At 58.2% G+C, this 21,792-nt stretch carries 22 protein-coding genes and 1 tRNA gene; 12 read left to right on the plus strand and 11 right to left on the minus strand.

The window, feature by feature from the left end:
- Positions 1-16: 16 nt before the first annotated feature.
- A complete protein-coding gene (locus HMPREF3135_RS01625) occupies positions 17-742 on the plus strand; it encodes a TIGR03089 family protein (protein WP_016423276.1) in 726 nt (241 codons plus the stop codon).
- Between the two features lie 53 nt (positions 743-795).
- Positions 796-2,406, plus strand: a complete 1,611-nt coding sequence (locus tag HMPREF3135_RS01630; RefSeq protein ID WP_048733621.1) for an FMN-binding glutamate synthase family protein — start codon at positions 796-798, stop codon at positions 2,404-2,406.
- 20 nt (positions 2,407-2,426) lie between these two features.
- Here HMPREF3135_RS01630 and purE read toward each other — a convergent pair whose 3' ends face one another.
- The 4 genes from purE to HMPREF3135_RS01650 form a co-directional block, all read right to left on the minus strand.
- Entirely contained in the window at positions 2,427-2,903 is a 477-nt protein-coding gene (purE, locus tag HMPREF3135_RS01635; protein WP_049171375.1) for a 5-(carboxyamino)imidazole ribonucleotide mutase, read from the minus strand.
- Between the two features lie 117 nt (positions 2,904-3,020).
- Positions 3,021-4,310 carry a 5-(carboxyamino)imidazole ribonucleotide synthase gene (locus HMPREF3135_RS01640; RefSeq protein WP_080969567.1) on the minus strand — a complete coding sequence of 430 codons (1,290 nt, stop codon included), beginning with the start codon at positions 4,308-4,310 and terminating at the stop codon, positions 3,021-3,023.
- Positions 4,311-4,340: 30 nt separating this feature from the next.
- Positions 4,341-4,802: a YdbT family protein gene (locus HMPREF3135_RS01645; protein WP_049171313.1), complete on the minus strand. Its 462-nt coding sequence runs from the start codon at positions 4,800-4,802 to the stop codon at positions 4,341-4,343.
- 6 nt (positions 4,803-4,808) lie between these two features.
- Positions 4,809-5,666, minus strand: a complete 858-nt coding sequence (locus tag HMPREF3135_RS01650) for a biotin--[acetyl-CoA-carboxylase] ligase (RefSeq protein WP_049171316.1) — start codon at positions 5,664-5,666, stop codon at positions 4,809-4,811.
- A 126-nt stretch (positions 5,667-5,792) separates the two neighbouring features.
- Here HMPREF3135_RS01650 and HMPREF3135_RS01655 point away from each other — a divergent pair, with 126 nt between their 5' ends.
- The 3 genes from HMPREF3135_RS01655 to HMPREF3135_RS01665 all read left to right on the plus strand — a co-directional run bounded on the left by HMPREF3135_RS01655 (position 5,793) and on the right by HMPREF3135_RS01665 (position 9,424).
- Entirely contained in the window at positions 5,793-7,433 is a 1,641-nt protein-coding gene (locus tag HMPREF3135_RS01655; protein ID WP_049171320.1) for an acyl-CoA carboxylase subunit beta, read from the plus strand.
- Between the two features lie 105 nt (positions 7,434-7,538).
- Complete coding sequence (locus HMPREF3135_RS01660) at positions 7,539-9,167, plus strand: acyl-CoA carboxylase subunit beta (protein ID WP_016423283.1); 1,629 nt, start codon at positions 7,539-7,541, stop codon at positions 9,165-9,167.
- Complete coding sequence (locus HMPREF3135_RS01665) at positions 9,164-9,424, plus strand: acyl-CoA carboxylase epsilon subunit (protein WP_016423284.1); 261 nt, start codon at positions 9,164-9,166, stop codon at positions 9,422-9,424. Before HMPREF3135_RS01660 ends, HMPREF3135_RS01665 begins: the two co-directional genes overlap by 4 nt.
- A 136-nt stretch (positions 9,425-9,560) precedes the next feature.
- Here HMPREF3135_RS01665 and HMPREF3135_RS01670 read toward each other — a convergent pair whose 3' ends face one another.
- The gene (locus HMPREF3135_RS01670) at positions 9,561-10,103 is read right to left on the minus strand and encodes a hypothetical protein (RefSeq protein WP_070437565.1); all 543 of its coding nucleotides are present in this window, start codon (positions 10,101-10,103) and stop codon (positions 9,561-9,563) included.
- 2 nt (positions 10,104-10,105) lie between these two features.
- On the minus strand, positions 10,106-10,318 hold the full coding sequence (locus HMPREF3135_RS01675) for a helix-turn-helix transcriptional regulator (protein WP_048733637.1): 213 nt from the start codon (positions 10,316-10,318) through the stop codon (positions 10,106-10,108).
- Positions 10,319-10,477: 159 nt separating this feature from the next.
- Here HMPREF3135_RS01675 and HMPREF3135_RS01680 point away from each other — a divergent pair, with 159 nt between their 5' ends.
- Positions 10,478-11,080, plus strand: a complete 603-nt coding sequence (locus tag HMPREF3135_RS01680; RefSeq protein ID WP_016423286.1) for a Maf family protein — start codon at positions 10,478-10,480, stop codon at positions 11,078-11,080.
- Positions 11,081-11,145: 65 nt separating this feature from the next.
- On the opposite strand, the gene HMPREF3135_RS01685 is transcribed toward HMPREF3135_RS01680, so the two are convergent.
- On the minus strand, positions 11,146-12,204 hold the full coding sequence (locus HMPREF3135_RS01685; RefSeq protein ID WP_049189713.1) for a Cj0069 family protein: 1,059 nt from the start codon (positions 12,202-12,204) through the stop codon (positions 11,146-11,148).
- Between the two features lie 363 nt (positions 12,205-12,567).
- Between HMPREF3135_RS01685 and HMPREF3135_RS01690 the strand changes: the two genes are divergently transcribed.
- The 3 genes from HMPREF3135_RS01690 (at position 12,568) to HMPREF3135_RS01700 (ending at position 16,179) form a co-directional block, all read left to right on the plus strand.
- Complete coding sequence (locus HMPREF3135_RS01690; RefSeq protein WP_049189714.1) at positions 12,568-13,452, plus strand: sulfurtransferase; 885 nt, start codon at positions 12,568-12,570, stop codon at positions 13,450-13,452.
- A 420-nt stretch (positions 13,453-13,872) separates the two neighbouring features.
- Positions 13,873-15,660, plus strand: a complete 1,788-nt coding sequence (locus HMPREF3135_RS01695) for an acetyl/propionyl/methylcrotonyl-CoA carboxylase subunit alpha (RefSeq protein ID WP_042388874.1) — start codon at positions 13,873-13,875, stop codon at positions 15,658-15,660.
- Between the two features lie 117 nt (positions 15,661-15,777).
- Complete coding sequence (locus HMPREF3135_RS01700; RefSeq protein WP_042388876.1) at positions 15,778-16,179, plus strand: hypothetical protein; 402 nt, start codon at positions 15,778-15,780, stop codon at positions 16,177-16,179.
- A 30-nt stretch (positions 16,180-16,209) separates the two neighbouring features.
- Here HMPREF3135_RS01700 and cobF read toward each other — a convergent pair whose 3' ends face one another.
- The gene (gene cobF / locus HMPREF3135_RS01705) at positions 16,210-17,058 is read right to left on the minus strand and encodes a precorrin-6A synthase (deacetylating) (protein WP_070437568.1); all 849 of its coding nucleotides are present in this window, start codon (positions 17,056-17,058) and stop codon (positions 16,210-16,212) included.
- On the minus strand, positions 17,009-17,290 hold the full coding sequence (locus HMPREF3135_RS01710; RefSeq protein ID WP_016423292.1) for a cg0963 family protein: 282 nt from the start codon (positions 17,288-17,290) through the stop codon (positions 17,009-17,011). Before HMPREF3135_RS01710 ends, cobF begins: the two co-directional genes overlap by 50 nt.
- A 274-nt stretch (positions 17,291-17,564) precedes the next feature.
- Here HMPREF3135_RS01710 and HMPREF3135_RS01715 point away from each other — a divergent pair.
- Both HMPREF3135_RS01715 and HMPREF3135_RS01720 read left to right on the plus strand, forming a co-directional pair.
- A tRNA-Arg gene (locus HMPREF3135_RS01715) sits at positions 17,565-17,637 on the plus strand.
- A 196-nt stretch (positions 17,638-17,833) separates the two neighbouring features.
- Positions 17,834-18,694 (plus strand): siderophore-interacting protein, encoded by an 861-nt coding sequence (locus tag HMPREF3135_RS01720; RefSeq protein WP_070437571.1) that lies wholly within the window; start codon positions 17,834-17,836, stop codon positions 18,692-18,694.
- 14 nt (positions 18,695-18,708) lie between these two features.
- On the opposite strand, the gene HMPREF3135_RS01725 is transcribed toward HMPREF3135_RS01720, so the two are convergent.
- Complete coding sequence (locus HMPREF3135_RS01725) at positions 18,709-19,284, minus strand: RDD family protein (protein WP_016423294.1); 576 nt, start codon at positions 19,282-19,284, stop codon at positions 18,709-18,711.
- 281 nt (positions 19,285-19,565) lie between these two features.
- Between HMPREF3135_RS01725 and HMPREF3135_RS01730 the strand changes: the two genes are divergently transcribed.
- Positions 19,566-20,201 carry a hypothetical protein gene (locus HMPREF3135_RS01730; protein ID WP_070437574.1) on the plus strand — a complete coding sequence of 212 codons (636 nt, stop codon included), beginning with the start codon at positions 19,566-19,568 and terminating at the stop codon, positions 20,199-20,201.
- Between the two features lie 185 nt (positions 20,202-20,386).
- Here the strand turns inward: HMPREF3135_RS01730 and gcvT are convergent, their stop codons facing one another.
- The gene (gene gcvT / locus HMPREF3135_RS01735) at positions 20,387-21,559 is read right to left on the minus strand and encodes a glycine cleavage system aminomethyltransferase GcvT (protein WP_016423296.1); all 1,173 of its coding nucleotides are present in this window, start codon (positions 21,557-21,559) and stop codon (positions 20,387-20,389) included.
- Positions 21,560-21,792: the final 233 nt, after the last annotated feature.

Genomic DNA, 21,792 nt, shown 5'->3' on the forward strand with positions numbered 1-21,792 from the left:
CGTTACCCTTGGAGGCGTGGAGATTCTGAAGACACTTCTCGAGGCCGACCCGTCCGTGCCTCGTTTGACCTGTTATGACGAAACTACCGGCGGTCGTACCGATTTATCGGCCCAAACCCTGGACAACTGGGCCAGCAAGATCGCCAACATGCTGCACGATGAGTTCGACCTCGTCGCCGGAGACCAAGTATGGATTGACTTGCCGTTGATCTGGCAGTCCGCCTGCATCATCCTGGGCTGCGAGCGTGCTGGCGTCACCGTTAGCGATGAGGAGCCGCTGGTCGTATTCACCACTGTCAGCAACGTCAGCACGTGGGAAGAGAAGTTCCCAGATGCCTACCTCGCAGTGCTTACCGACGATCCCTTTGGCCGTGGTGTCGTGGAATGCGGTGATGATATTCCACCGGGAGTCATTGACTTTGGTCCGGAAGTTCGTTTCCACCCAGACGCATATCTAGGCGCAGGCCCGGACTCCGACCAAACCCCCGTTATTGGGGAGAAGTCGGCTGCAGAACTGCTTTCATCTGCTGGCGATTACGCGGACGAGATGCAGCTCACGACCGGTTCCCGCGTCGTTTCCGACGGCTGGCTGGTGCCTGATTCTTCACAGGTCACCGCAGATAAATGGGCACGTAATGTGCTGTCGGCTTGGGTTCGTGGAGGTGCTGCCGTCGTCGTGCGCGGTGGTGATAGCGAGCGTGTCACTGCTATTTCTACGGCCGAAAAAGCCCGTGTGATTTAGTCGCAGCTGTCCCGTCGAGAAGCGCTCTAAGTAGTCGCGATAACCTGGAAACCGTGATTACCCGACCATATATTCTTGCGATTCTCGCCCTCATCAACGTCTTGGGCGCACTGGCTGTATGGGATCTGAGCCCATGGTGGTGGATTCTGATGGCCTTCATCCTCTTCCTGGATGTTGTGGCTATCTATGACATGCTTCAAAAGAAGCACTCCATCTTGCGGAACTTCCCGGTCATCGGCCATCTGCGCTACATGGGTGAGACCATTCGCCCTGAGATGCAGCAGTATTTCATCGAGCGCAACTTCGACGGCGCTCCGTTCGACCGCGATACTCGTACCGTGGTCTACGAGCGTGCGAAGGGGCTGTCCTCGAAGAAGTCATTCGGTACTGAGCGAAAGATTAATGCGCCCGGCTACGAGTACGTCCGCCACTCGATGGCGCCGAGCCAGCACGTCATCGAGGATCCGCGCGTAGATATTGGCGGTCCGGACTGCGCCCAGCCGTACTCAGCGTCTATCTTCAACATCTCAGCCATGAGTTTCGGCTCTCTGTCCCCTAACGCTGTCATGGCAATGAATAAGGGCGCGAAGCTGGGCAACTTCGTACAGGACACCGGCGAGGGCGCTATCAGCCCTTACCACTTGAAGTATGGCGCAGACCTCTATTGGCAGCTGGGGTCCGGATACTTCGGTGCACGTACTGAGGATGGCGACTTCGACCCGGAGCTCTTCCGCGAAAAGGCTAAGATTCCGCAGGTCAAGGCAACCTATCTGAAGGTTAGCCAGGGCGCAAAACCTGGACTCGGCGGCATGCTGCCAGGTCACAAGGTCAACGAAGAGATTGCGGCTACTCGCCACGTACCAGTTGGCAAGGGCGTGATGAGCCCTCCGTACCACCGCGTCTACTCCACCCCGCGTGAACTTGTTCGGTTTATGGGCACCATGCGTGAGCTCAACGGTGGCAAGCCGGTCGGTTTCAAGCTGTGTGTTGGCTCCCAGCTTGAGTTCCTCGCCGTGTGCAAGGCCATGCTGGAAGAGAACATCACCCCGGACTTCATCATCGTCGACGGCGCTGAAGGCGGCACCGGTGCTGCACCGCTGGAATACTCCGACCGCGTTGGCCTGCCGCTTACCGACGGCCTGATTCTCGTCCATAACGCGCTCGTAGGTGCCGGTCTGCGCGATCGCATTAAGCTCGGTGCGTCCGGCAAGGTCATTACTGGCTTCGATATTGTGAAGCGCATGTGCATCGGTGCTGACTTTGTGAACTCGGCTCGCGGCATGATGATGGCCACCGGCTGTATCCAATCTCAGCTATGTCATACAAACACCTGCCCGGTGGGTGTGGCTACCCAGGATCCGAGCCTGTGGAAGGCCCTGGATGTCGACGACAAGGGTCAGCGTGTGGCCAACTATCACAATGCCACGGTCGCGGAAGCAGCTAGCCTGTTGGCATCGATGGGCCTGAATAGCTTCTCTGAGCTGGGGCCGTCCCACCTGCTGCGGCGCACCAATGAGCAGGTCGGTGAGACCTACGCGGAGCTCTACAACTGGCTGCAGCCAGGCGAGCTGCTGAGCGGAACTCGCTTCCACAACTGGGCCGAAGCCTGGGAGACTGCCGACCCGGACACGTTCCACTACCCCGCAGTTCATATGCGCGGGTAGTTCGGGGCTGGTTGCGAGCCCTACTCACCCATCAGCTTCTTGCGCAGACGCTCGTCCTTTTCCAGGACCTGATCGCGCATGTTGGCCTGGTAGTTCTCCATCGCCACAATGAGCTCCGGGTAACCGGCCGAGAGAATACGCACAGCCAGCAGGCCAGCGTTCTTAGCGCCGCCCACACCGACGGTTGCCACCGGAACGCCGCCCGGCATCTGAACGATTGACAGCAGGGAATCGACACCCTCCAGGTTCTCCAACGCGCGTGGCACGCCGATAACCGGCAGCGGAGTGGCCGACGCAACCATGCCCGGCAGGTGTGCTGCACCACCGGCGCCAGCGATAATGCAGCGCAGCCCCTTGTCAGCGGCGGACTTTGCGTAGTCAATCATGCGTTCCGGAGTGCGGTGTGCAGAGACCACACCTACCTCAAAGGGAATTCCGAACTCAGCCAAGACCTCCGCTGCGGGCTCCATGGTCGGCCAATCCGAGTCCGACCCCATAATCAGACCGACCAGCGGACCGGTTACGTTGGCCAACTTCGGGCTTGCCACCTGGTTTGCTTCAGCCAATGTTGTCTCCTTGAGATAGCAATCTAATTCTTATACAGCGCCAGCCACCTATGCGGTGTAGCCGTCTGCCCACACGCCATCGACGATGTAGCCAGCAGCGAGGTTGGCAACCCGCCGGGTCTCCGCGATGCCTTCCGGGCTTGCGTCGTAGCCGCACAGGTTGACGTGCCCCAGCTTACGTCCAGGGCGCCAATCCTTCCCGTACCAGTGAATCTTCGCTGATGGGAAACGACGCCATACCTCAGCAAAACGCTGTGAAATAGGTACATCCGAGGCCTCATCGCCACCGAGCGTATTGACCATTACCGTCACCGGCGCAGTCGGGCGAGTGGAACCCAGTGGCATGTCAGCAACTGCACGCAGGTGCTGCTCAAACTGGCTGGTCTCACAGCCGTCCTGCGACCAGTGACCAGTGTTGTGTGGCCGCATGGCCAACTCGTTGACAAAAATCTCCGGATTGCCGTCAGCATCGACGGTTTCGAACAGCTCAACTGCCAGCGCGCCGGTTACTCCCAGCTCGGAAGCGATGGTCACACTGAGCTTTTCGGCCGCTCTCGCAAGGTCGTCGGCAAGCCCTGGCGCCGGGCAGATTGCCTCAACACAGATGCCGTCACGCTGCACGGACTCGAGGACCGGCCAGGCCTTGACCTCGCCCGACGGCGTGCGCGCACACATGGCCGACAACTCACGAACCAGCGCGACCTTCCGCTCGGCCATCAGCGGCACATCTTTGCCCAACAGCTCGTCGACAAGCGTGCGCAGATTCTCGCGGTCCTTCGGGAACCACACGCCGTGACCGTCGTAACCGCCGCGGCGAGCCTTCAGGCAGACGGCACCGTCAACGCGGTCGAAGAATGCTTCGGCATCCTCGGCGGACTCAATTGCAGCGTAGGCAGGTACTGGAGCGCCCAGTTCCTCCAGGCGCTGGCGCATCAGCAGCTTATCCTGCGCGTACAGCAACGCCGACGGCTGAGGCTGAACCGAGTAGCCCATCTCGGTCAGCTTGTTGAGGAATTCGGTGGGAACGTGCTCATGGTCGAAAGTCACGGCCTGCGCACCGGCGACAGCGCGCTCAACATCTTCCCAGACGTGGTAGTCGCCGATGATAACGTCCGCACACACCTGCGCTGCGGAAGCATCCGGCGAACCGGCGAGCAAACGGATGGACTGTCCCAGCTCAATGGCCTCAGTCTGCATCATACGAGCCAGCTGACCGTCACCAATCACCGCCACAACCGGCACGCCATCAGCATGCGCGGGATGCTGCGCAGCAGTTAGCGCTGCAGCGGAATTAGAAGTGGAATTAGTGGAGTTTTCAGGGGTATCCGAAGCAATCACACCCCTGATTGTAGGTTATGACCCAAAATTCTAAGTCAACCGGGAGACCAACTTAGCCACCTTACGAGAGCTGGGAATATCTTCCACAGCCAGCGGCGGGCCGAAACTGCGGGTGTGCAGATACAGCACGCCGCCCTTGCGATTGACCGCACGTACCGAACGCAGATCAATCGAGACCACCTGCGGGCGCAGAATGCCACGGCGCAGAATAATTCGCCTATCAGTTAGTACGAACCGCTCCCCCAACCAACTTAGTACCGGACGAACGACGCGCCAGAGAATAAGCCCCAGCCACGCGAAGAGCAGCAGCTGACGCACACCTTGCAGATCTCCCGGAGCAATCGCAGGGCCGTCGATAAAACCAATCAGCAACCAGCAGACGCCCGTGATAACCATGAGTTCCAAGAGCGGCCACACCAGCCGACCAAAAGTTGGATTGGTGTCCAGCAGAATTGCCTCGCGCGTGTCCAACTCATCATCGGGAAAGGTCATACAGCACTACCCCCGCTCCGAATCAGCCTGCGGGGACGCATAGCCGCCGTCAGTGGCACGAACATGGAACACGTCACCGGCCGCAACAAAGTGACTTGTGCCAGCTTCATCGGTGACGATCAATTCGCCGTCGGCACGCACGCCAACCGCCTTGCCCACCAGCACGCGATCCCCCGGCAACTCCACGCGCACGTTCGAACCGATGGTCGCGCACACCGCCTCGTAGTCCCGCAGCAGCTCCGCATCGCCCTTTCGCCACTGCGCTTGACGACGTCCCAGCGCACGCAGCACACCAGCGGAGATGTCGTCGCGGTCGAGGTTTTCCGCTCCCGCCAGGTATAGCGAAATGGCGTGTGGCACCGGCAGCTCATCTTCCTGCAGGGAAACGTTGACGCCGATTCCCGGAATGAGAATTGGCGGTGTCAGCGACGCGGCCTCCACCAGAATTCCGCAGAGCTTACGACCGTCAACCAGGACATCGTTCGGCCACTTCAGGGAAACGCGTTCAGGCGCAAGACCCGCAACTTCCACAACAGCATCGACAACTGCGAGGCCCGCGACTAACGGCAACAGACCCAGTTGCTCGGGTGCGAGCCCTTCCGGGCGCAGCAGCGCGCTGAGTGCAATGGACGCACCCTTCGGGGCCGTCCAACTACGACTCAGTCGACCGCGACCTGCGGTCTGCTCCGAGGCGATAAGCGCACTGAGATCTGCCACCTGCCCCAGTGCCGCCTGTTTCCGAAGATCAGCGTTGGTCGAACCAGTGGTTTCGACAACCTCAATGGAATTCCAGCCCGGCGCGGCTGCGCGCACACGCGTGGCGTCAAGAGGCTTGCGGGAAGCAACAATCCTGGGGTTGGTCATGCACAGCAGTCTAGCGCCATGGCCGGATTCACTGAGTCGTGACCTTTCTCAAGAGCTCTACAGCGTGAGAATCATCACAGCTCGCCTGCTTTACTATTTTCCTTCCCAAACACTACATTCCATAACATGACTATTTCCTCACGTTTGGCGGCGGAGCAACACACCACCGCTTTCCTCAATGAAGACCTTCTACGCCGACGCACTGCTGCACTGACTCCGATGGGGTCGCGGGGCTACGACAAGCTCAAACTGACTGAGCGCATGAATGCCCGCGAGCGCATTGACTACCTGCTGGACGAAGGATCTTTTGTCGAATTTGATGCGCTAGCCCGCCACCGCACTACCGCATTTGGGATGGAAGCCAAACGCCCCGCGACCGACGGAATCATCACCGGCTGGGGAACCATAGACGGCCGTGAGGTCTGCATCTTCTCTCAGGACGGCACAATCTTCGGTGGTGCACTCGGAGAGGTCTACGGCGAAAAGATGGTCAAGATTCAGGAACTTGCCATCACTACCGGCCGCCCCCTTATTGGCATGTACGAAGGTGCCGGCGCCCGCATCCAAGATGGCGCAGTCTCACTGGACTTTATTGCCCAGACGTTCCACCACAACGTTCGCGCCAGCGGCGTCATTCCGCAGATTTCAGTCATTTTTGGCGCCTGCGCGGGCGGAAATGCCTACTCCCCAGCACTGACGGACTTCGTTGTCATGGTGGAGGAAAACTCCCGTATGTTCGTCACCGGCCCTGACGTAATCGAAACAGTCACAGGCGAAAAAATCAGCCAGCACGAGCTCGGCGGCGCCGACACCCATATGGAGATCGCCGGAAACTCCCACTACACCGCCGCTAGCGAGCAGGATGGACTCGACTGGGTCTGCGATTTGCTCGACTACCTCCCCAACAACACAACCTCCCCCGCGCCCAGCTGGGATTCCGATGCCAGTGACGAAATCACCGACACCGATCGCACCCTCGACAGTCTCATTCCCGACAGCCCATCCACGCCGTACGACGTGCACGAAGTCATCTACGCGCTTTGCGACGATGCGGAGTTCCTGGAAATCCAGGAAAACCGAGCAGCCAATGTCGTGATTGGCCTTGGCCGTCTCAACGGTCAATCTGTTGGGTTTGTCGCTAATCAGCCCATGGAATTCGCGGGCTGTCTAGATATCGATGCAGCGGAGAAGGCCGCGCGATTCGTCCGAACCTGCGATTGTTTCAACATTCCACTCGTCTTTCTCGTAGACGTACCCGGCTTTCTCCCCGGTTCAAATCAAGAACACCAGGGAATTCTGCGCCGTGGCGCTAAATTGCTCTATGCGTATGCAGAAGCAACCGTTCCTAAAATCACCGTCACCATGCGCAAAGCCTATGGCGGCGCGTATTGCGTGATGGGATCAAAGGGGCTCGGCGCGGATGTAAATCTGGCTTGGCCGACGGCACAGATCGCCGTGATGGGCGCCTCAGGCGCAGTACGCTTCCTCCATCGTGCCGAGATTCGAACCGCCACCGAAGCAGCTCTCGCAGCAGACCCAGCGGCCGATAGATTTGGCACTCCCGAGAGTGTGAAAGAACTCATTGCTGAACTGGAAATGGGATACGAGCAACACATGCTCACGCCTTATCGTGCCGCCGAACGGGGGTTAATTGATGAAGTCATCCTCCCCTCCGAGACACGAACTCGAGTGATAAAAAATCTGCGCCTTCTAACTTCAAAGAAAGTACCGTGGCCTGCGCGCAAGCACGGCAATATTCCACTGTAAGAGCAGGCTTTTTGCTGTACAACGAGCTAGTCATTACCCCTACTTTTGTTAACAGCGATTGCCCCCAACTACCTCCCCCCGTTTTCGAAACGTAAACTAGTTGGTATGACGACTGCCGCAAATACATCAACCGGTGAAACCCCGGATTTGACCACTACTGCTGGAAAGCTGGCCGATCTGCGAGCCCGTCTCGCAGAGACCCAGGCTCCAATGGGCCAGGCCAGCATTGACCGCGTCCACGACAAGGGCAAGATGACCGCTCGTGAGCGCATCGAGTTCCTCTTGGACGAGGGCTCGTTCGTGGAGGTTGACGCTCTCGCACGTCACCGCTCCAAGAACTTCGGCCTCGACGCCAAGCGCCCTGTCACTGACGGTGTTGTGACAGGCTACGGCACCATCGATGGCCGCCAGGTCTGTGTCTTCTCGCAGGACGGCGCCATCTTCGGTGGCGCGCTCGGTGAAGTCTACGGTGAAAAGATTGTCAAGATCATGGATTTGGCCATCAAGACCGGTGTCCCAATTATCGGCATCAACGAGGGTGCTGGTGCCCGCATCCAAGAGGGCGTTGTTTCCCTCGGCCTCTACTCCCAGATTTTCTTCCGAAACACCCAGGCTTCTGGTGTTATCCCACAGATCTCCCTGATCATGGGCGCCTGCGCTGGTGGCCACGTCTACTCCCCGGCTCTGACCGACTTCATTGTCATGGTCGATGGCACTTCCAAGATGTTCATCACCGGCCCGGACGTTATTAAGACCGTCACTGGCGAAGAGGTCACACAGGAAGAGCTGGGTGGCGCTGGTACTCACATGAGCACCTCCGGTACTTCGCACTACACCGCCGCTGATGACGAAGACGCTCTGACTTTCGTTCAGGAATTAGTCAGCTACCTGCCGTCCAACAACCGCGCTGAGGCTCCTCGCATGGAGGCTGAGCCGTTCGAGGGCTCCATCGCTGACAACATCACTGAGACTGACCTCGAGCTCGACACGCTGATTCCGGACTCCCCAAACCAGCCGTACGACATCAAGGACGTCATCACCCGTCTGGTCGACGACGAGGACTTCCTGGAAATTCAGGAGGACTACGCACAGAACGTGGTCATCGGCTTCGGTCGCGTGGAGGGTCGCTCGGTCGGTTTCGTCGCCAACCAGCCGATTCAGTTCGCTGGCTGCCTCGACATCAAGGCATCCGAGAAGGCGGCTCGCTTCGTCCGCACCTGTGACGCCTTCAACATTCCGATCATCATGCTGGTTGACGTTCCAGGCTTCCTGCCGGGCACCAACCAAGAGTTCGACGGCATCATCCGCCGTGGCGCCAAGCTGCTGTACGCATATGCTGAGGCCACCGTCCCGAAGATTACCGTCATCACCCGTAAGGCCTACGGCGGAGCTTACTGTGTGATGGGCTCCAAGGACATGGGCGCTGACATCAACCTGGCATGGCCGACCGCTCAGATTGCGGTCATGGGTGCTTCCGGCGCTGTCGGCTTCATCTACCGCAAGGAGCTCAAGGCTGCTGCGGCCGAGGGCAAGGATGTCGTCGCACTGCAGAAGGAGTACGAGGCAGAGTACGAGGCCACCCTGGTCAACCCGTACATGGCTGCTGAGCGCGGCTTCATCGACGCCGTTATCCCGCCGAGCGAGACCCGCGGCCAGATCATCGAGGGTCTGCGTCTGCTGGATCGCAAGGTTGTTAACGTACCCGCCAAGAAGCATGGGAACATTCCGCTGTGACCGATTCCAAAAACACCCCAGCAACCGAAGACAAGGACGCCGCTACAGCCCCGGCTGCACCGTTCATGTCCGTCCTCAAGGGCAACCCGTCAGACGCTGAAACCGCCACGCTCGCGCTTTTGTTCGCAGGTATGGCAGCAGCCGGCGGTGCCCCAGAGGACCGCGGCCCGCGCAACAACTGGGGTCGGCTGGAAGAGGGTTTCCACCAGCCGCACCAGCACGTACCGGGCACGTTCCGCAACGTCCATTTCTACTAGTACAGCTACCGCTTACCGCGTAGTCGTTACCGCACGCTAGCTGCGTCGATTCGCTAGCACAAAGCGCCACCATCGGGTTTTCCGATGGTGGCGCTTTGGTTTTTGTTACTGCCTTAGCCTTGACCACTGCTTATTACTAGCGCTGTTCACCCAGCGACTCGCCATCAAACTCGTCATCGAGCTCCCGGTCCAGCCGACGCTGATCACGGTTGCGAGCTACCGGCCACACCACCTTGAACAGGAAATACACAAACGCCAGACCGATGGCAGCACCCACCACAGCGCCGGCAATGAATCCCCACGATTCCGATAGTGCCCCACCAGCGCTTGCCTCAGAGAGCATTTGCACTCTGATAAAACCAATCAGCCACAGCCCAATGACGGCTACGAGTGCTGCAATCTCGCCTTTTGTAAGACCATTAATCTTCGGCATTGGCACTTGACGTCGCAACCACCGCTGCGAAAACAGGAGTCCAACCAGCGGCATCAAGATGATTGCCACTGTCACGCCCACCATCTTTGGCTCTGGAATGAGCCAAATCAGTACCGTTGCAAGCACGTAATTAGCCCACATCATCATTGTGAACCCGTACGTGTAGGACTTATGCAGCAACATCTGCTGATACTCATCGTCCACCGTGGCGCTGTTGCGTTCAATTACGACATCCGCATAGGGCATTGTCAGTATCCTTCCTCACCAAAAATTTCTTCGACTGTTTTTCCCAGTACCTTGCAGATACGCAACGCCAAATACACCGAAGGCGAGTAATTTCCCCGCTCGATATTTGCAATGGTTTGCCGCGAGACCTCCACCTTCGCGGCTAAATCCGCTTGGCTCAGCTCCAACCAGCGTCGGTATCTCCTGACCTGGTTCGAACGTTCTTCCCCACTCATCTGTGTACTTTCTTTAACTTGATGTCCACTTTACTTTACATCACTAGAAGGCAGCTGCCATCTAAAAAAATCTGCCTGTTCTTACAATCGGGCCAACCCCACGCATGTTTGCCACAAAAATTAGGCTTTACGATTCCACCCTCACTAAAATCACTAACTATGAGCAGCCCCCGAATCGTCTTGGCTTCCACTTCCCCTTCGCGACTGCACATTCTGCGCTCTGCAGGCATCGAGCCCATCACAGTAGCGCCCAACGTCGACGAGGATGCCGTAATCACAGCCCTTCCGGACGCATCGCCGGTACGCATCGTCGAGGAACTCGCACAGGCCAAGGCACACGCTGCCTCTCCGGCCTACCCCAATGACATTGTCATTGGCGGGGATTCAATGCTGCTTCTCGACGGGCAGTTGCAGGGCAAGCCCCACACGGAAGAAAAGACCATTGAGCGCTGGCATCAACAGAGTGGCCGGACGGCTGAGCTGATTACTGGTCACTGTGTCGTGACACCAAAGGGCGAGCACCTTGAGGTGGCGATTACTTCCCTCGATTTCGCTGAAGTCCCAGAAGAGGACATCCGTGCCTACGCTGCGACGGGCGAGCCGCTGAAGTGCGCTGGCGCGTTTACTTTGGAGGCTCTAGGCGGCTGGTTTGTCGATGGCATCAATGGCGACTCATCCAGTGTGATCGGACTGTCGCTACCTGTCGTGCGCCGAGCTCTGTATCGCTACGGCTATTCGGTCTCCCAGTTCTGGAATCGGTAGGCATCGCAAGGACGTCGTAAAGCAAAAACCGCACCAAATTGGTGCGGTTTTCTTAGCTGTTGAGACTACTTGTTAGCAGCCTCAACGCGCTTGATGGCCTCCTGAGCAACAAGCTCCTGAATACCCATATCCAGCTCGGAGGTGAAGCCGACACAGGAGCAGTTGATCTCGCCGAGAACGTAAGTGTCCTCGCCGTCCTCGCCGTCTGCCAGCATGAAATCAGCGGTCCAGATTAGCGGGATATTGTCGCCACCGAGGTTCTCGGCAATGACCGGGCGAGCCTCAGCAAACATGTCGATGAGGTCCTGCCACTCTTCCGGCTTGTTGTAGGTGTACTTCGCGCCAGAGAACAAGGTTGCGGAGAAAGCGTCGCCGCCCTCGGCCGGCTTCTTGTGAACCACGAAGACCGGGTGCGGACCGACCAGCAGAATGCGAATTTCGCCTTCGGTGATGCGCGGCATGAAGCGCATGTCCACGAGCATGCCGTTATCGCCGATGATGTACTGGTCGCAGAAATCCATGAACTCGCCGAGCTCGCGAGTCTCGGTGTGGTTGTCCACGGCCTCGGTGCACTTCAGCTTGGTGTTCAGCGGCAGCGGGGTGCCCGGCTCAACGTTCTTAGCAACCTCTTCGTCAGCGATACGCACGCGCCAAATGCCAGATCCGGTGGAGCCACGGTTCTGCTTGAGGACGCGCTCGCCGTAGGACAGGGAGGTCGGGAAAGTGCTGTGGAATGCCTCGACGTCGTAGTATGCAGCGGTGTCAGACGGAACCAGGTCGGTGTCCTTGAGCTTGACCAGTGCGTCCTTTGCGCCGTAGGCCATCATTTCGCCCGGGGTGGACATACCAACCAAACCAGCGACCGAGAGACTGGTCAGAAGCTCGAAGTAGCCCCTCTCACCACCCGGGATGTTGCCCGGGTTTACGCGGGAGATGTAGCCGTCGAAGTTCTGGGAGACGTAGTCGTACAGGTCGTCCTTCCACTCCGGTCGGTAGTAGACGACCTCAGCGGACCAACCGGCTTCGCGGATAGCGTTGACGATTGGCATGGTGTCCTTGCGGTGTCCGTCGAAGTACTTGTCCGAGCCGCCCTCGATCTCGAATACAACAATGTTCTTGTGCACAGGCACTCCTTTTAAGAAAATACATGGACTTCCGGCACTCAATTGTCTCCGTAACGCAGCGAATACCCAGGCAGATAGCCCATTTCAGCCCATTTTCCAGTGATACGAATCAACACAGTTTTTGCGCTAACTCTCAGCTAAATTTTAGGGCACTACCTGGACTCCAAGCGCGCTGAAAACACTGCTTTTACCCCCAACTGTGAGGCGTATCCCAGGGTGGCCGCGGACGCAATTGTTGCCGTCGGAAAGCGCTCACACTGGGGACTATTCCGCCGTTCGCCACGCGACCCGTAAACTAGATATGCAATTGACGATAAACGTCAGAAAGTCCCACCCACCCAACTTGCGCCAAGGGAGTATCCGATGGCTGTTCCGCACGACCCGCACCCCCAGTTCCAGCAGTACGCCCACCCTGAGCGCCTCGTCTCTAGCTCCTGGCTTGCTGCCCGACTGGGCTCTCCCGGTCTGCGCGTTGTTGAATCCGACGAGGACTCACTGCTCTACGACATTGGACATATTCCGGGCGCGGTTCGCATCGACTGGCATCACGACCTCAACGATCCTGTGCGCCGCGACTATATCGACGCCGAAGGCTTTGCCGAGCTCATGCGCGAGAAGGGTATCTCGCGCGATGACACCGTCGTAATCTACGGCGACAAGTCCAACTGGTGGGCCGCCTACACACTCTGGGTTTTCGAGCTTTTTGGGCATCCCGACGTGCGCCTGCTTAACGGTGGCCGCGATGCCTGGATGACTGAAGAACGAGACACGAGCTTCGAGGTCCCCAATTACCCACGCACTGACTACCCTGTCGTCGAGCGCGACGACAAGACACTGCGCGCCTACTTCAGCGATACACGTGAGCTCATTGGAAAGGCTCCGATTATCGACGTGCGCACTCCGGAGGAGTATGCCGGTGCACGAACCCACATGGTCGATTACCCACAGGAAGGCGTCCTGCGTGGTGGCCACATTCCAACCGCGGTAAACATTCCATGGAATCAGTCCGTTCACCCGAACTCGCGTTTCCGCGATCGCGAAGAGCTCGAGCAGATTTACGCGCACGTCCAATTTGAAGATGAGGCGATTGTCTACTGCCGCATCGGCGAGCGCTCCGCGCACACCTGGTTTGTACTGCACCACCTGCTCGGCCACGAGAATGTTCGCAACTACGACGGCTCGTGGGTTGAGTGGGGCAATATGATTGGCATGCCCATTGCCCACGGTTCGGAGCCGGGAAGCCTGTAGGCGATCGACGCAACCGGTGGGCGCTTCCCCCACCGTTTTTCCAGCGTCAGCGGCTGACGCTACACCGGAGATTTAGTTTCCCCCTGCCGCCCCCAATCAAGGGGGCGGCTCTTGCACTCTTGGGTGATAATTTTAACCACAAACCTAGGTTTTTGGGCGGAAAATAGCCACTTCAGCTGCCCCCATGACCACTTGAACGCTGCTCAAGACCACAATCCCTACCCCCTTATGTAGCGAGCAAAAAGAGGTTGCTTACCGCACCTGTGACACAATGGAGACATTGGGTCACACGCTGTTAGCTACCGCGTGGTGAACCGCATTGCGGTTCACCACTCAGTTAACTGCAGTGCTGCTTGTGATTCCTACAAATGACTGTCGCAACCTTGCCCCGAGGGCCAATTCTCGGGGTGCCCACGAAAAATGGAGGATTTCGTGTCCGAGCAGACCACTGAAAAAATCACGAAGGTTCTCGTCGCCAACCGTGGCGAGATTGCCGTTCGCGTTATTCGCGCTGCGAAGGACGCCGGCATTCCTTCCGTCGCCGTTTACGCTGAGCCGGATGCGGACGCTCCTTTCGTGACCATGGCGGATGAGGCTTTTGCTCTCGGTGGCACCACTTCCGCTGAGTCCTACCTAGTTTTCGACAAGATTCTGGACGCCGCAAAGAAGTCCGGCGCTAATGCCATCCACCCGGGATACGGCTTCCTGTCGGAGAACGGCGACTTCGCTGAGGCTGTTGAGAACGCTGGCCTGATCTGGATTGGCCCGTCACCAGAGTCCATCCGCGCCCTGGGCGACAAGGTCACCGCTCGTCACATCGCGCTGAAGGCTGACGCTCCAATGGCTCCAGGCACCAAGGAGCCAGTTAAGGATGCAGACGAGGTCGTCGCGTTCGCTAAGGAGCACGGTCTGCCAATCGCCATTAAGGCCGCTTTCGGTGGCGGTGGCCGCGGCATGAAGGTCGCACACAAGATGGAAGAGGTCGCCGACCTCTACGAGTCCGCTACCCGTGAGGCCGTTGCGGCCTTCGGTCGCGGTGAGTGCTTCGTAGAGCGCTACCTGGACAAGGCACGCCACGTCGAGTGCCAGGTTCTCGCTGATAAGCACGGCAACGTCGTTGTCGCCTCCACCCGTGACTGCTCGCTACAGCGTCGTTTCCAGAAGCTCGTCGAGGAAGCACCCGCTCCGTTCCTGACCCCAGAGCAGGATGAGCGCCTGCGCCAGTCCGCTAAGGACATCTGCCGCGAGGCTGGCTACTACGGTGCGGGCACCGTTGAGTACCTGGTTGGCGCTGACGGTCTGATTAACTTCCTCGAGGTCAACACTCGTCTACAGGTGGAGCACCCGGTCACCGAGGAAATTACCGGCCTCGATCTGGTCCGCGAGCAGTTCCGCATTGCTGAAGGCAAGGAACTGTCCATCAAGGAAGACCCGGAGATGCGCGGTCACGCTTTCGAGTTCCGCATCAACGGCGAGGACGCCGGCAGCAACTTCATGCCGGCTCCGGGCACCATCACCAAGTACGTCGAACCGTCCGGCCCGGGTGTCCGCATGGACACCGGCATCAAGGAGGGCGACGTCATCGGCGGCCAGTTCGACTCCATGCTGGCCAAGCTGATTGTTTGGGGCGAGACCCGCGAAGAGGCCCTACGCCGCTCCGCTCGTGCTCTGTCCGAGTACCAGGTTGAGGGCCTGGCAACGGTCATTCCGTTCCACCGCCACATTGTGGAGAACCCGGCGTTTGTCGGCGATGGCGAGAAGTTTGACGTCTACACCAAGTGGATTGAAGAGGAATGGGACAACCCGATTGCTCCGTACGACGGTGACTCCGACGCTGACACCGACACCGTTCCGGCTCAGAAGGTTGTCGTCGAGATCGACGGTCGCCGCGTCGAGGTAGCCCTGCCGGGCGACCTGGCTCTGGGCGGCGGCAACGCTGGTGCCAAGAAGAAGAGCAAGAAGAAGCGCGCTGGCGGTTCCAAGAAGGCCGCTTCCGGTGACGCTGTGGTTGCTCCGATGCAGGGCACCGTCATCAAGGTCAACGTCGAAGAGGGCCAGGAAGTCTCCGAGGGTGACACCGTGGTTGTCCTTGAGGCCATGAAGATGGAAAACCCAGTCAAGGCTCACAAGGACGGCGTTGTCACGGGTCTGGCTACCGAGGCTGGCTCAGGTGTCGGCAAGGGCGATGTCCTGATGGAACTGAAGTAGTTCTAAAGCTCTAAGCGGGGCTGGTTGCGATGGGATTCGCAGCCAGCCCCGCTTGATTCTTTTCAGCCCCTCCCCCGGCGCCCTTAAACACTGTTCAGGACGTCTAGAGTGGACGGTATGGAACCCATGGAAGTAAATGCCGGCCGCTTCTACTGCCGTCCGCTGCGCCACGATTCCCGCGTCGATGACGCCCCGGTCGCAACCCAATTACTCACAGAATTGGCCCCTGACTCCGTCGCCGAGTTCCTTCGGAACTCCACCACCGAGTGGGAAAACGACACCGCCTACCGCTTTGCGGTTGCTGAGCAGACGAACGTCGAGATGCTCGCACTAGCAACCGTCGAGGTCATCAATGCCGACCACGTCAGCATCACCGTCCGTCCCGCAGGCGATCCCGCACGCGTGTTGCCTAACGACGATCAGGTCCTCACCAAGGTAACCGTCGCCGACGGCGTCGAAGCCGCCGAAAAAGCCCTCCACCGATGGGCAGAGGGCTTCTTGGGCAAGAAAGTCAGCTAGCCGAACTGGCACCGCTGCGACTGCTCAGTCCTAGGCGCCGGAACGCAGCAGGTAGATATCCATAATCCAACCGTGCTCCGCACGGAGCTTCTTTTTCAGCTCCGCAATCTCTTCGCCGACGTCGCCAACGCGACCACGGCGGAGCGTCTCCAGCTCCGTTCCCAGGAATGCACCCCAGAGAATCTCTTCCTCCGGGTCCGCGTGCTCGAGCCAGGCTGCACCGCCATCGAGCATCACCACCGCATCCATGCCAGGCGCACGCTCCCCCAGGCGCCGACCAGTGGTAATCAATACCGGCTTACCAATCTGGTTCAGGCACTCTCCATGCGCTGCGGTCAGCGCGGAAATCGCCGTCACACTGGGGATAACTCGCGAGCGCACGTCCAGCCCAAGGTCGCGGACGCGCTGCAAAATCCGCAATGTTGAGTCATACAAGGAGGGGTCACCCCAGACCAAGAACGCACCGCGGCGCTTGCCCTCTCGTCCGAGGTGAGCGACGAAGGCGTCGGCAAGCAGCTCTGCACGGCGCTGATGCCAGTCACGGACGACTGCGCCGTAGTTATCGGGCGTGCGGTCACGTGGCGGGTCGGGAACGGTAACGAGTTCGACATGCGGCGCATGCTTATCGACGATCGCCTGTCGCGCAGCCAACAAGTCCGCTTTGGCATCACCCTTGTCGAGAGCAAAAACTACGTCGACATCAGCAAGAGCGCCGATAGCCTCGAGCGTAATGTGGCTCGGACTACCGGCGCCGATTCCGATGATGTCTACATCGACATATCCGCTGTATACAGGGCTCTCGGCCTGAGTGCGGGCGGCGTCGTTTCGACTAGTGATTGGTCGGATCTCCCTCGTAACCGAACTGTTCAGCCATCTCATCTGGAGACAGGCCAGCCATCGAACCCTGGAGGTTAGCCGAAGCGGCCTGCTTCAAGTAAATCTCGCAAGCGTTGGCCATGTACTTGGAGTCGTACACGTTCATCTCCAGAATCGGAGTCAAAGAGCCATCATCTTCCATGCGCGAAACCAAAAGGTGCGGCTTGTCCGAGTCCGTGGTCATGGAGCACTTAATCTTGACACCGTTGACATCCGTGAAAGTTGGCTTAATCATTTTGTCATCCTCCTCCAAAACAGCGACCGGAAAATAAGTAGCGCTGTTGTGACCGCAAGCGCAAGAAAGTCGCTCGTTATAAACCATGTTAGCCAGATTCCGGGCGGCACCGCCGAGCACAAAAGCACATGGGGGTAATAGCGAGCTTCCTGCATGTTTGCGTGTCAGGTCGAGGACCAAATTGCCACGAGAGCTCGCAGATGCGTTAAAGTGATGAAGTAATTTTTCCGGTAGTTGCGAATCTTTTTCGTTGCTGATTATCCGGAAGATGACTGCCCTAGTAGCTCAGTGGATAGAGCACGGCTCTCCTAAAGCCGGTGTCGGAGGTTCGATTCCTCTCTGGGGCACAAATACCCTCGCGACCTTTTACATATAGGGCGCGGGGGTCTTTGTTTTTCTCACGACCGGCCACTACGCCCCCTCCTGAGAACGCATCACCCAGCAATTTCCAGAAACACTTGTGTTAGGCTTACCTAATCACGTGGCGTGTAGACTTCCGCCAGTACAAAACAGCCCAAGACTTGTTGAAGGACAGTGACAACTATGACTGGCCTAGCTAAAGCAGCAGCACCGAAGCGTAAGCCCCGTAAGGCACACGAGGCAACAGTTACTGGACGTCGCCAGATTTCCCCAGACCTTGTTCGTTTGAGCATGAACTCGCCTGCATTTGTGGGCAAGGAGCTGGAGTTTACCGACCATTACATCAAATTATTGTTTGTGCCAGAGGACGCTGATTACTCCTGGCCGTTCGATATTGCGAAAATTCGCGCCGAACAGCCGCGAGACAAACTGCCAATCACCCGCACCTACACTCTGATTAATGTGGACTCCGAAACCGGCGACTTTGACGTCGACTTCGTCACCCACGGCGATTCCGGCCTGGCTGGACCGTGGGCACGCGTAGCCGAAATCGGAGACAAGCGTGGCTTCTTAGGGCCAGGAGGCGCATGGGGACCTGCAGCAGAATATGAACACTTTGTACTCGCCGGCGATGAGTCCGCAGCGCCAGCTATCAGCGCCGGACTGAAGCATCTCCCAGCAGGCACGACCGCAACCGCATACATCGAAATCGAGTCCGAAGACCGGAAGTTTGAGCTTCCAACCCGAGAGGGTGTGGAAGTCCATTGGGTCCTCCGCAACGGCGCAACCCACGGCACAGAGCTATCCCGCGCAGTGCGCGAGGCGGGCATTCCAGAAGGTAAGAAAACTAGCTGGTTCGTCCACGGTGTCGCCGAGATGATCAAGGAATTGCGCCGCTTCCTCTTCGTTGAATCTGAGATCCCGAAGAAGGACGTTTCCATTTCTGGCTACTGGCGTATCGGTATGACCGAAGACCAGTGGCAGTCTTCTAAACGAGAATTCAACGCTGAGGTTGAGGCCGAGGAGGAAAGAGCCAGGGCCTGACGTTTGCTCGAACGTTAGCGCTCGCTACGCCTTTCAACAACGACGCGTTTTCCTGCCAACCAGTCGAATGGGTGCCAGCGGCAAACAGCAACCCAAATCATCAGGACACCAAAAAACAGTTCAACGTTTGGCTCAAAACCCGTAGGCAAGAAAATCAGCGACAATAGGTAACAATTACGTACCGCTGCCCGCCAACCTCTGTGCCAAGAATCGTCTCCTGATTCGAGCTCCGATGTTCCCTCTGGCTGAGCGACTTCGAACGGAGTTGCCCCAGAGTCTGCTTTCCGCGCTGGAACAACGTGTAGCAAAAATGCGCTTTTACCAAACGTCTGTTCACCGCGAGCCTCTGCAACCACGCGCACAAAGAAAAAGACAGCTGGGAATATGACACCATACAAAATCCTGAACTCTGGCGGACTCGGCAGCGCCCAGTTCGCCATGGCTGCTTCCCACGCAAGTTTGCCAAGTGCCACAATGATGGCAACAAAGATTCCTACAAGGAACGAATCCAGTATCCACGCGCCACTGCGCCGAGCGAACAAATCCGCATTACTCTTGACGGGGAATCGATTCGGGGTGCGCCGATACATGGGACACACGCTATCAAAACCACTTATGACTTCACAGACGAATTGCCTTTCCCTACCGCACCCGTTCTGCCACGATTAGAAGCATCCAGTATGCAAATCGAAAAGTTGACTGTATAGTTGCCGGTTGAATCAACCTATCTATTGGGTGTCAGCAACTACCTTGCCAATAACTTGGCAAGTTCCCCTATAGCTGGCACCCCCAGTGGTTTTTCAGGAGACGCCGCCCCAGAAAGCCGAGAATTAAACCACGCGACGCAGGCCCGAGAAGCCCAGAAAGTGAGATGGATGTGAATACGCGAACTCAGCTGTCAGCCGTACAGCACCCTAAACTCACTGCCGTCCGGCGCAAGAACCGCCAGCACTTGGCGCTGGCCTGCTGCTTCCTCACCTTCGCAGCCATGGCCACCAGCTGCGCCAACAGCGAAAGCGAGGAGGTTGCCGCGACGCAAACCTCGTCGTCAAGCCAACTTACTACGGTGTCGACGACGAATTCGCCGACGACGACCGGACCAAAGGTTCGAGAAGGCGGTACGCCGCGCATCGGGCACCTGTGCCCGAACCAGACCGGCGAAATACGAATGAGCGCCAACGGCCAGAATCTTGAATGCGCACAAGTCGGCGAGCAGGAAGTGTGGACGGTGCTGCAGCAAACCCCCGCGAACCCGACATCGCAGCAAATGTGGATCTCCACTACTCCGACGACCTCTGAGCCACAGCCTCAGGAACCTGAGCCGACGACTCCGAGCGAGAGCACAACGGAGACAAGTGAGACGGAGAGCTCGACGACCTCTGATTCTTCCACGCCTCCCGATACTTCAACGACTCCGACAACCTCCGGCGAGCCGACAGAATCGGAATCGGAGCAGGAAGAGCAGCCAAGCGAAGATAATCATGGGCTCACCGGCCTGTTCCGCTAGGTTCGTCTCGGGCTGCGAGGTTCGTCGGCTCGGGGCTCCGTTAGGTAAGGTGCCCTAGCTCGCCCTAAAAACCAAAATCCGCTGCAACAATACTGCAGCGGATTTTTTATTTACCCAACAGATACGAAGAGACGAGCCTGAACAGATCTGAGCCCGCCACAATGGGGCGGAGCACCCGCGCTCCCCTACTTGCGGTGACGGCGGTTGTAGAACGGCGTCGGAACGACGGTGGCGGTAATGTCGGCGCCTTCAACGGTCAGCTCCGTGCCAGTGGAGGACTGCCAACGCTGAACGTATGCAAAACCGATGGGGTGACCCAAAGTCGGCGACACCTTGGCGGAAGTCAGCACGCCAACCTCGTTACCTTCCGCATCAATGAGCTTGGTGCCACGCTTCGGAGCTTCATCACCGGAGAAACGCAGACCAACCAGCAGCTCCTTCGACTGCGGACGATTAATCAGTGCATTGCGCCCAATAAACTGCCCCTTGGTCGGCCCCATGATGGACTTCAGACCGGCCTCCAGCGGAGTGCGGTCTCGAGTCAGCTCGTAGCCATAGAGCGGCATACCGGCCTCAAGACGCAGGGTGTCGCGGCAGGCCAGACCACACGGCAGCAGGCCGAGGTCAGCGCCGTTGTCAGCCGGATCCTCCGGGTTTTCCACCTTGCCACCTGCTGCAATGATTGCACGCCAGACCTCGACGGCGCGGTCAGCCGGCGGGAAGATCTCGAAGCCGTCCTCACCGGTGTAGCCGGTTCGGGCAACAATCATTTCCACACCTGCGACCTCGAGCAGAGTGCAAGAGTAGTAGTTCATGCCATCGAGAGTCGCGTGCAGATCCTGTGGCAACAGACGGCGCAGAAGCTTCGCAGCCTTCGGCCCTTGAATGGCCAGGAGCACATTCTTGTCATTCATGCGCTCAACCTCGACGTTGTAGCCACCAACGCGCTCGCGCAGCGTCGAGTACACATCTTCAGCGGCTGCGGCATTCTGCACCAGCATGAATTCGTGACTACCGAGGCGGTAAATGATGAGGTCATCAATAATGCCGCCGTCTTCCTGCACAATCATGGTGTACTTGGCACGACCCAACGCCAGCGGCTTGATTGCCGAAATCAGGGAGTGTGCAAGGAACGCCGCCGCATCCTCACCAGTGACGCGGATGATACCCATCAGCGACAGGTCGAAAACACCAACGGCCTCACGCACTGCGTTGTGCTCTGCAATTTCCGAAGAGTAGCGGAACGGCACTTCGTAGCCACCAACATTGCGCATTTCTGCGCCAAGGCTTACGTGCTCATCATGCAGGGCGCTACGGAAAGAATTGTTGTTCTCAGAAGCGCCAGAATTGTCAGTCATACACACTCCAATTATTGCGGTGGGGCAAACCAGATTGTTACCTTCCCACCTTATATCTAAGACTCCGTGCTCGCTTCCGCGAGCCCCTGCGGATCCAGGGCAACAGGCCCGTCCATTAACTATCATGCACTGATTCGCACATGCTTGACGACGACCCCGCGCCCACCACAAAGGCCCCGCTACCAGTGACGATAACGGGGCCTTTGCATTTGTCTATTCAGTTAATTGCGATT

Source organism: Corynebacterium sp. HMSC14H10 (assembly GCF_001807105.1).
GTDB lineage: Bacteria > Actinomycetota > Actinomycetes > Mycobacteriales > Mycobacteriaceae > Corynebacterium > Corynebacterium jeikeium_D.

What these genes read in the sequence shown, in the direction of transcription:
- HMPREF3135_RS01675 (WP_048733637.1), bottom strand. Translation starts at nt 10,318, where the DNA reads ATGAGTGGGGAAGAACGTTCGAACCAGGTCAGGAGATACCGACGCTGG.
- HMPREF3135_RS01725 (WP_016423294.1), bottom strand. Translation starts at nt 19,284, where the DNA reads ATGTATCGGCGCACCCCGAATCGATTCCCCGTCAAGAGTAATGCGGAT.
- HMPREF3135_RS01700 (WP_042388876.1), top strand. Translation starts at nt 15,778, where the DNA reads ATGGAACCCATGGAAGTAAATGCCGGCCGCTTCTACTGCCGTCCGCTG.
- HMPREF3135_RS01690 (WP_049189714.1), top strand. Translation starts at nt 12,568, where the DNA reads ATGGCTGTTCCGCACGACCCGCACCCCCAGTTCCAGCAGTACGCCCAC.
- HMPREF3135_RS01670 (WP_070437565.1), bottom strand. Translation starts at nt 10,103, where the DNA reads ATGCCCTATGCGGATGTCGTAATTGAACGCAACAGCGCCACGGTGGAC.
- HMPREF3135_RS01695 (WP_042388874.1), top strand. Translation starts at nt 13,873, where the DNA reads ATGGAGGATTTCGTGTCCGAGCAGACCACTGAAAAAATCACGAAGGTT.
- HMPREF3135_RS01730 (WP_070437574.1), top strand. Translation starts at nt 19,566, where the DNA reads ATGGATGTGAATACGCGAACTCAGCTGTCAGCCGTACAGCACCCTAAA.
- HMPREF3135_RS01720 (WP_070437571.1), top strand. Translation starts at nt 17,834, where the DNA reads ATGACTGGCCTAGCTAAAGCAGCAGCACCGAAGCGTAAGCCCCGTAAG.
- HMPREF3135_RS01650 (WP_049171316.1), bottom strand. Translation starts at nt 5,666, where the DNA reads ATGACCAACCCCAGGATTGTTGCTTCCCGCAAGCCTCTTGACGCCACG.
- HMPREF3135_RS01655 (WP_049171320.1), top strand. Translation starts at nt 5,793, where the DNA reads ATGACTATTTCCTCACGTTTGGCGGCGGAGCAACACACCACCGCTTTC.
- purE (WP_049171375.1), bottom strand. Translation starts at nt 2,903, where the DNA reads ATGGGGTCGGACTCGGATTGGCCGACCATGGAGCCCGCAGCGGAGGTC.
- HMPREF3135_RS01645 (WP_049171313.1), bottom strand. Translation starts at nt 4,802, where the DNA reads ATGACCTTTCCCGATGATGAGTTGGACACGCGCGAGGCAATTCTGCTG.
- HMPREF3135_RS01710 (WP_016423292.1), bottom strand. Translation starts at nt 17,290, where the DNA reads ATGATTAAGCCAACTTTCACGGATGTCAACGGTGTCAAGATTAAGTGC.
- HMPREF3135_RS01660 (WP_016423283.1), top strand. Translation starts at nt 7,539, where the DNA reads ATGACGACTGCCGCAAATACATCAACCGGTGAAACCCCGGATTTGACC.
- HMPREF3135_RS01680 (WP_016423286.1), top strand. Translation starts at nt 10,478, where the DNA reads ATGAGCAGCCCCCGAATCGTCTTGGCTTCCACTTCCCCTTCGCGACTG.
- cobF (WP_070437568.1), bottom strand. Translation starts at nt 17,058, where the DNA reads ATGAGATGGCTGAACAGTTCGGTTACGAGGGAGATCCGACCAATCACT.
- gcvT (WP_016423296.1), bottom strand. Translation starts at nt 21,559, where the DNA reads ATGACTGACAATTCTGGCGCTTCTGAGAACAACAATTCTTTCCGTAGC.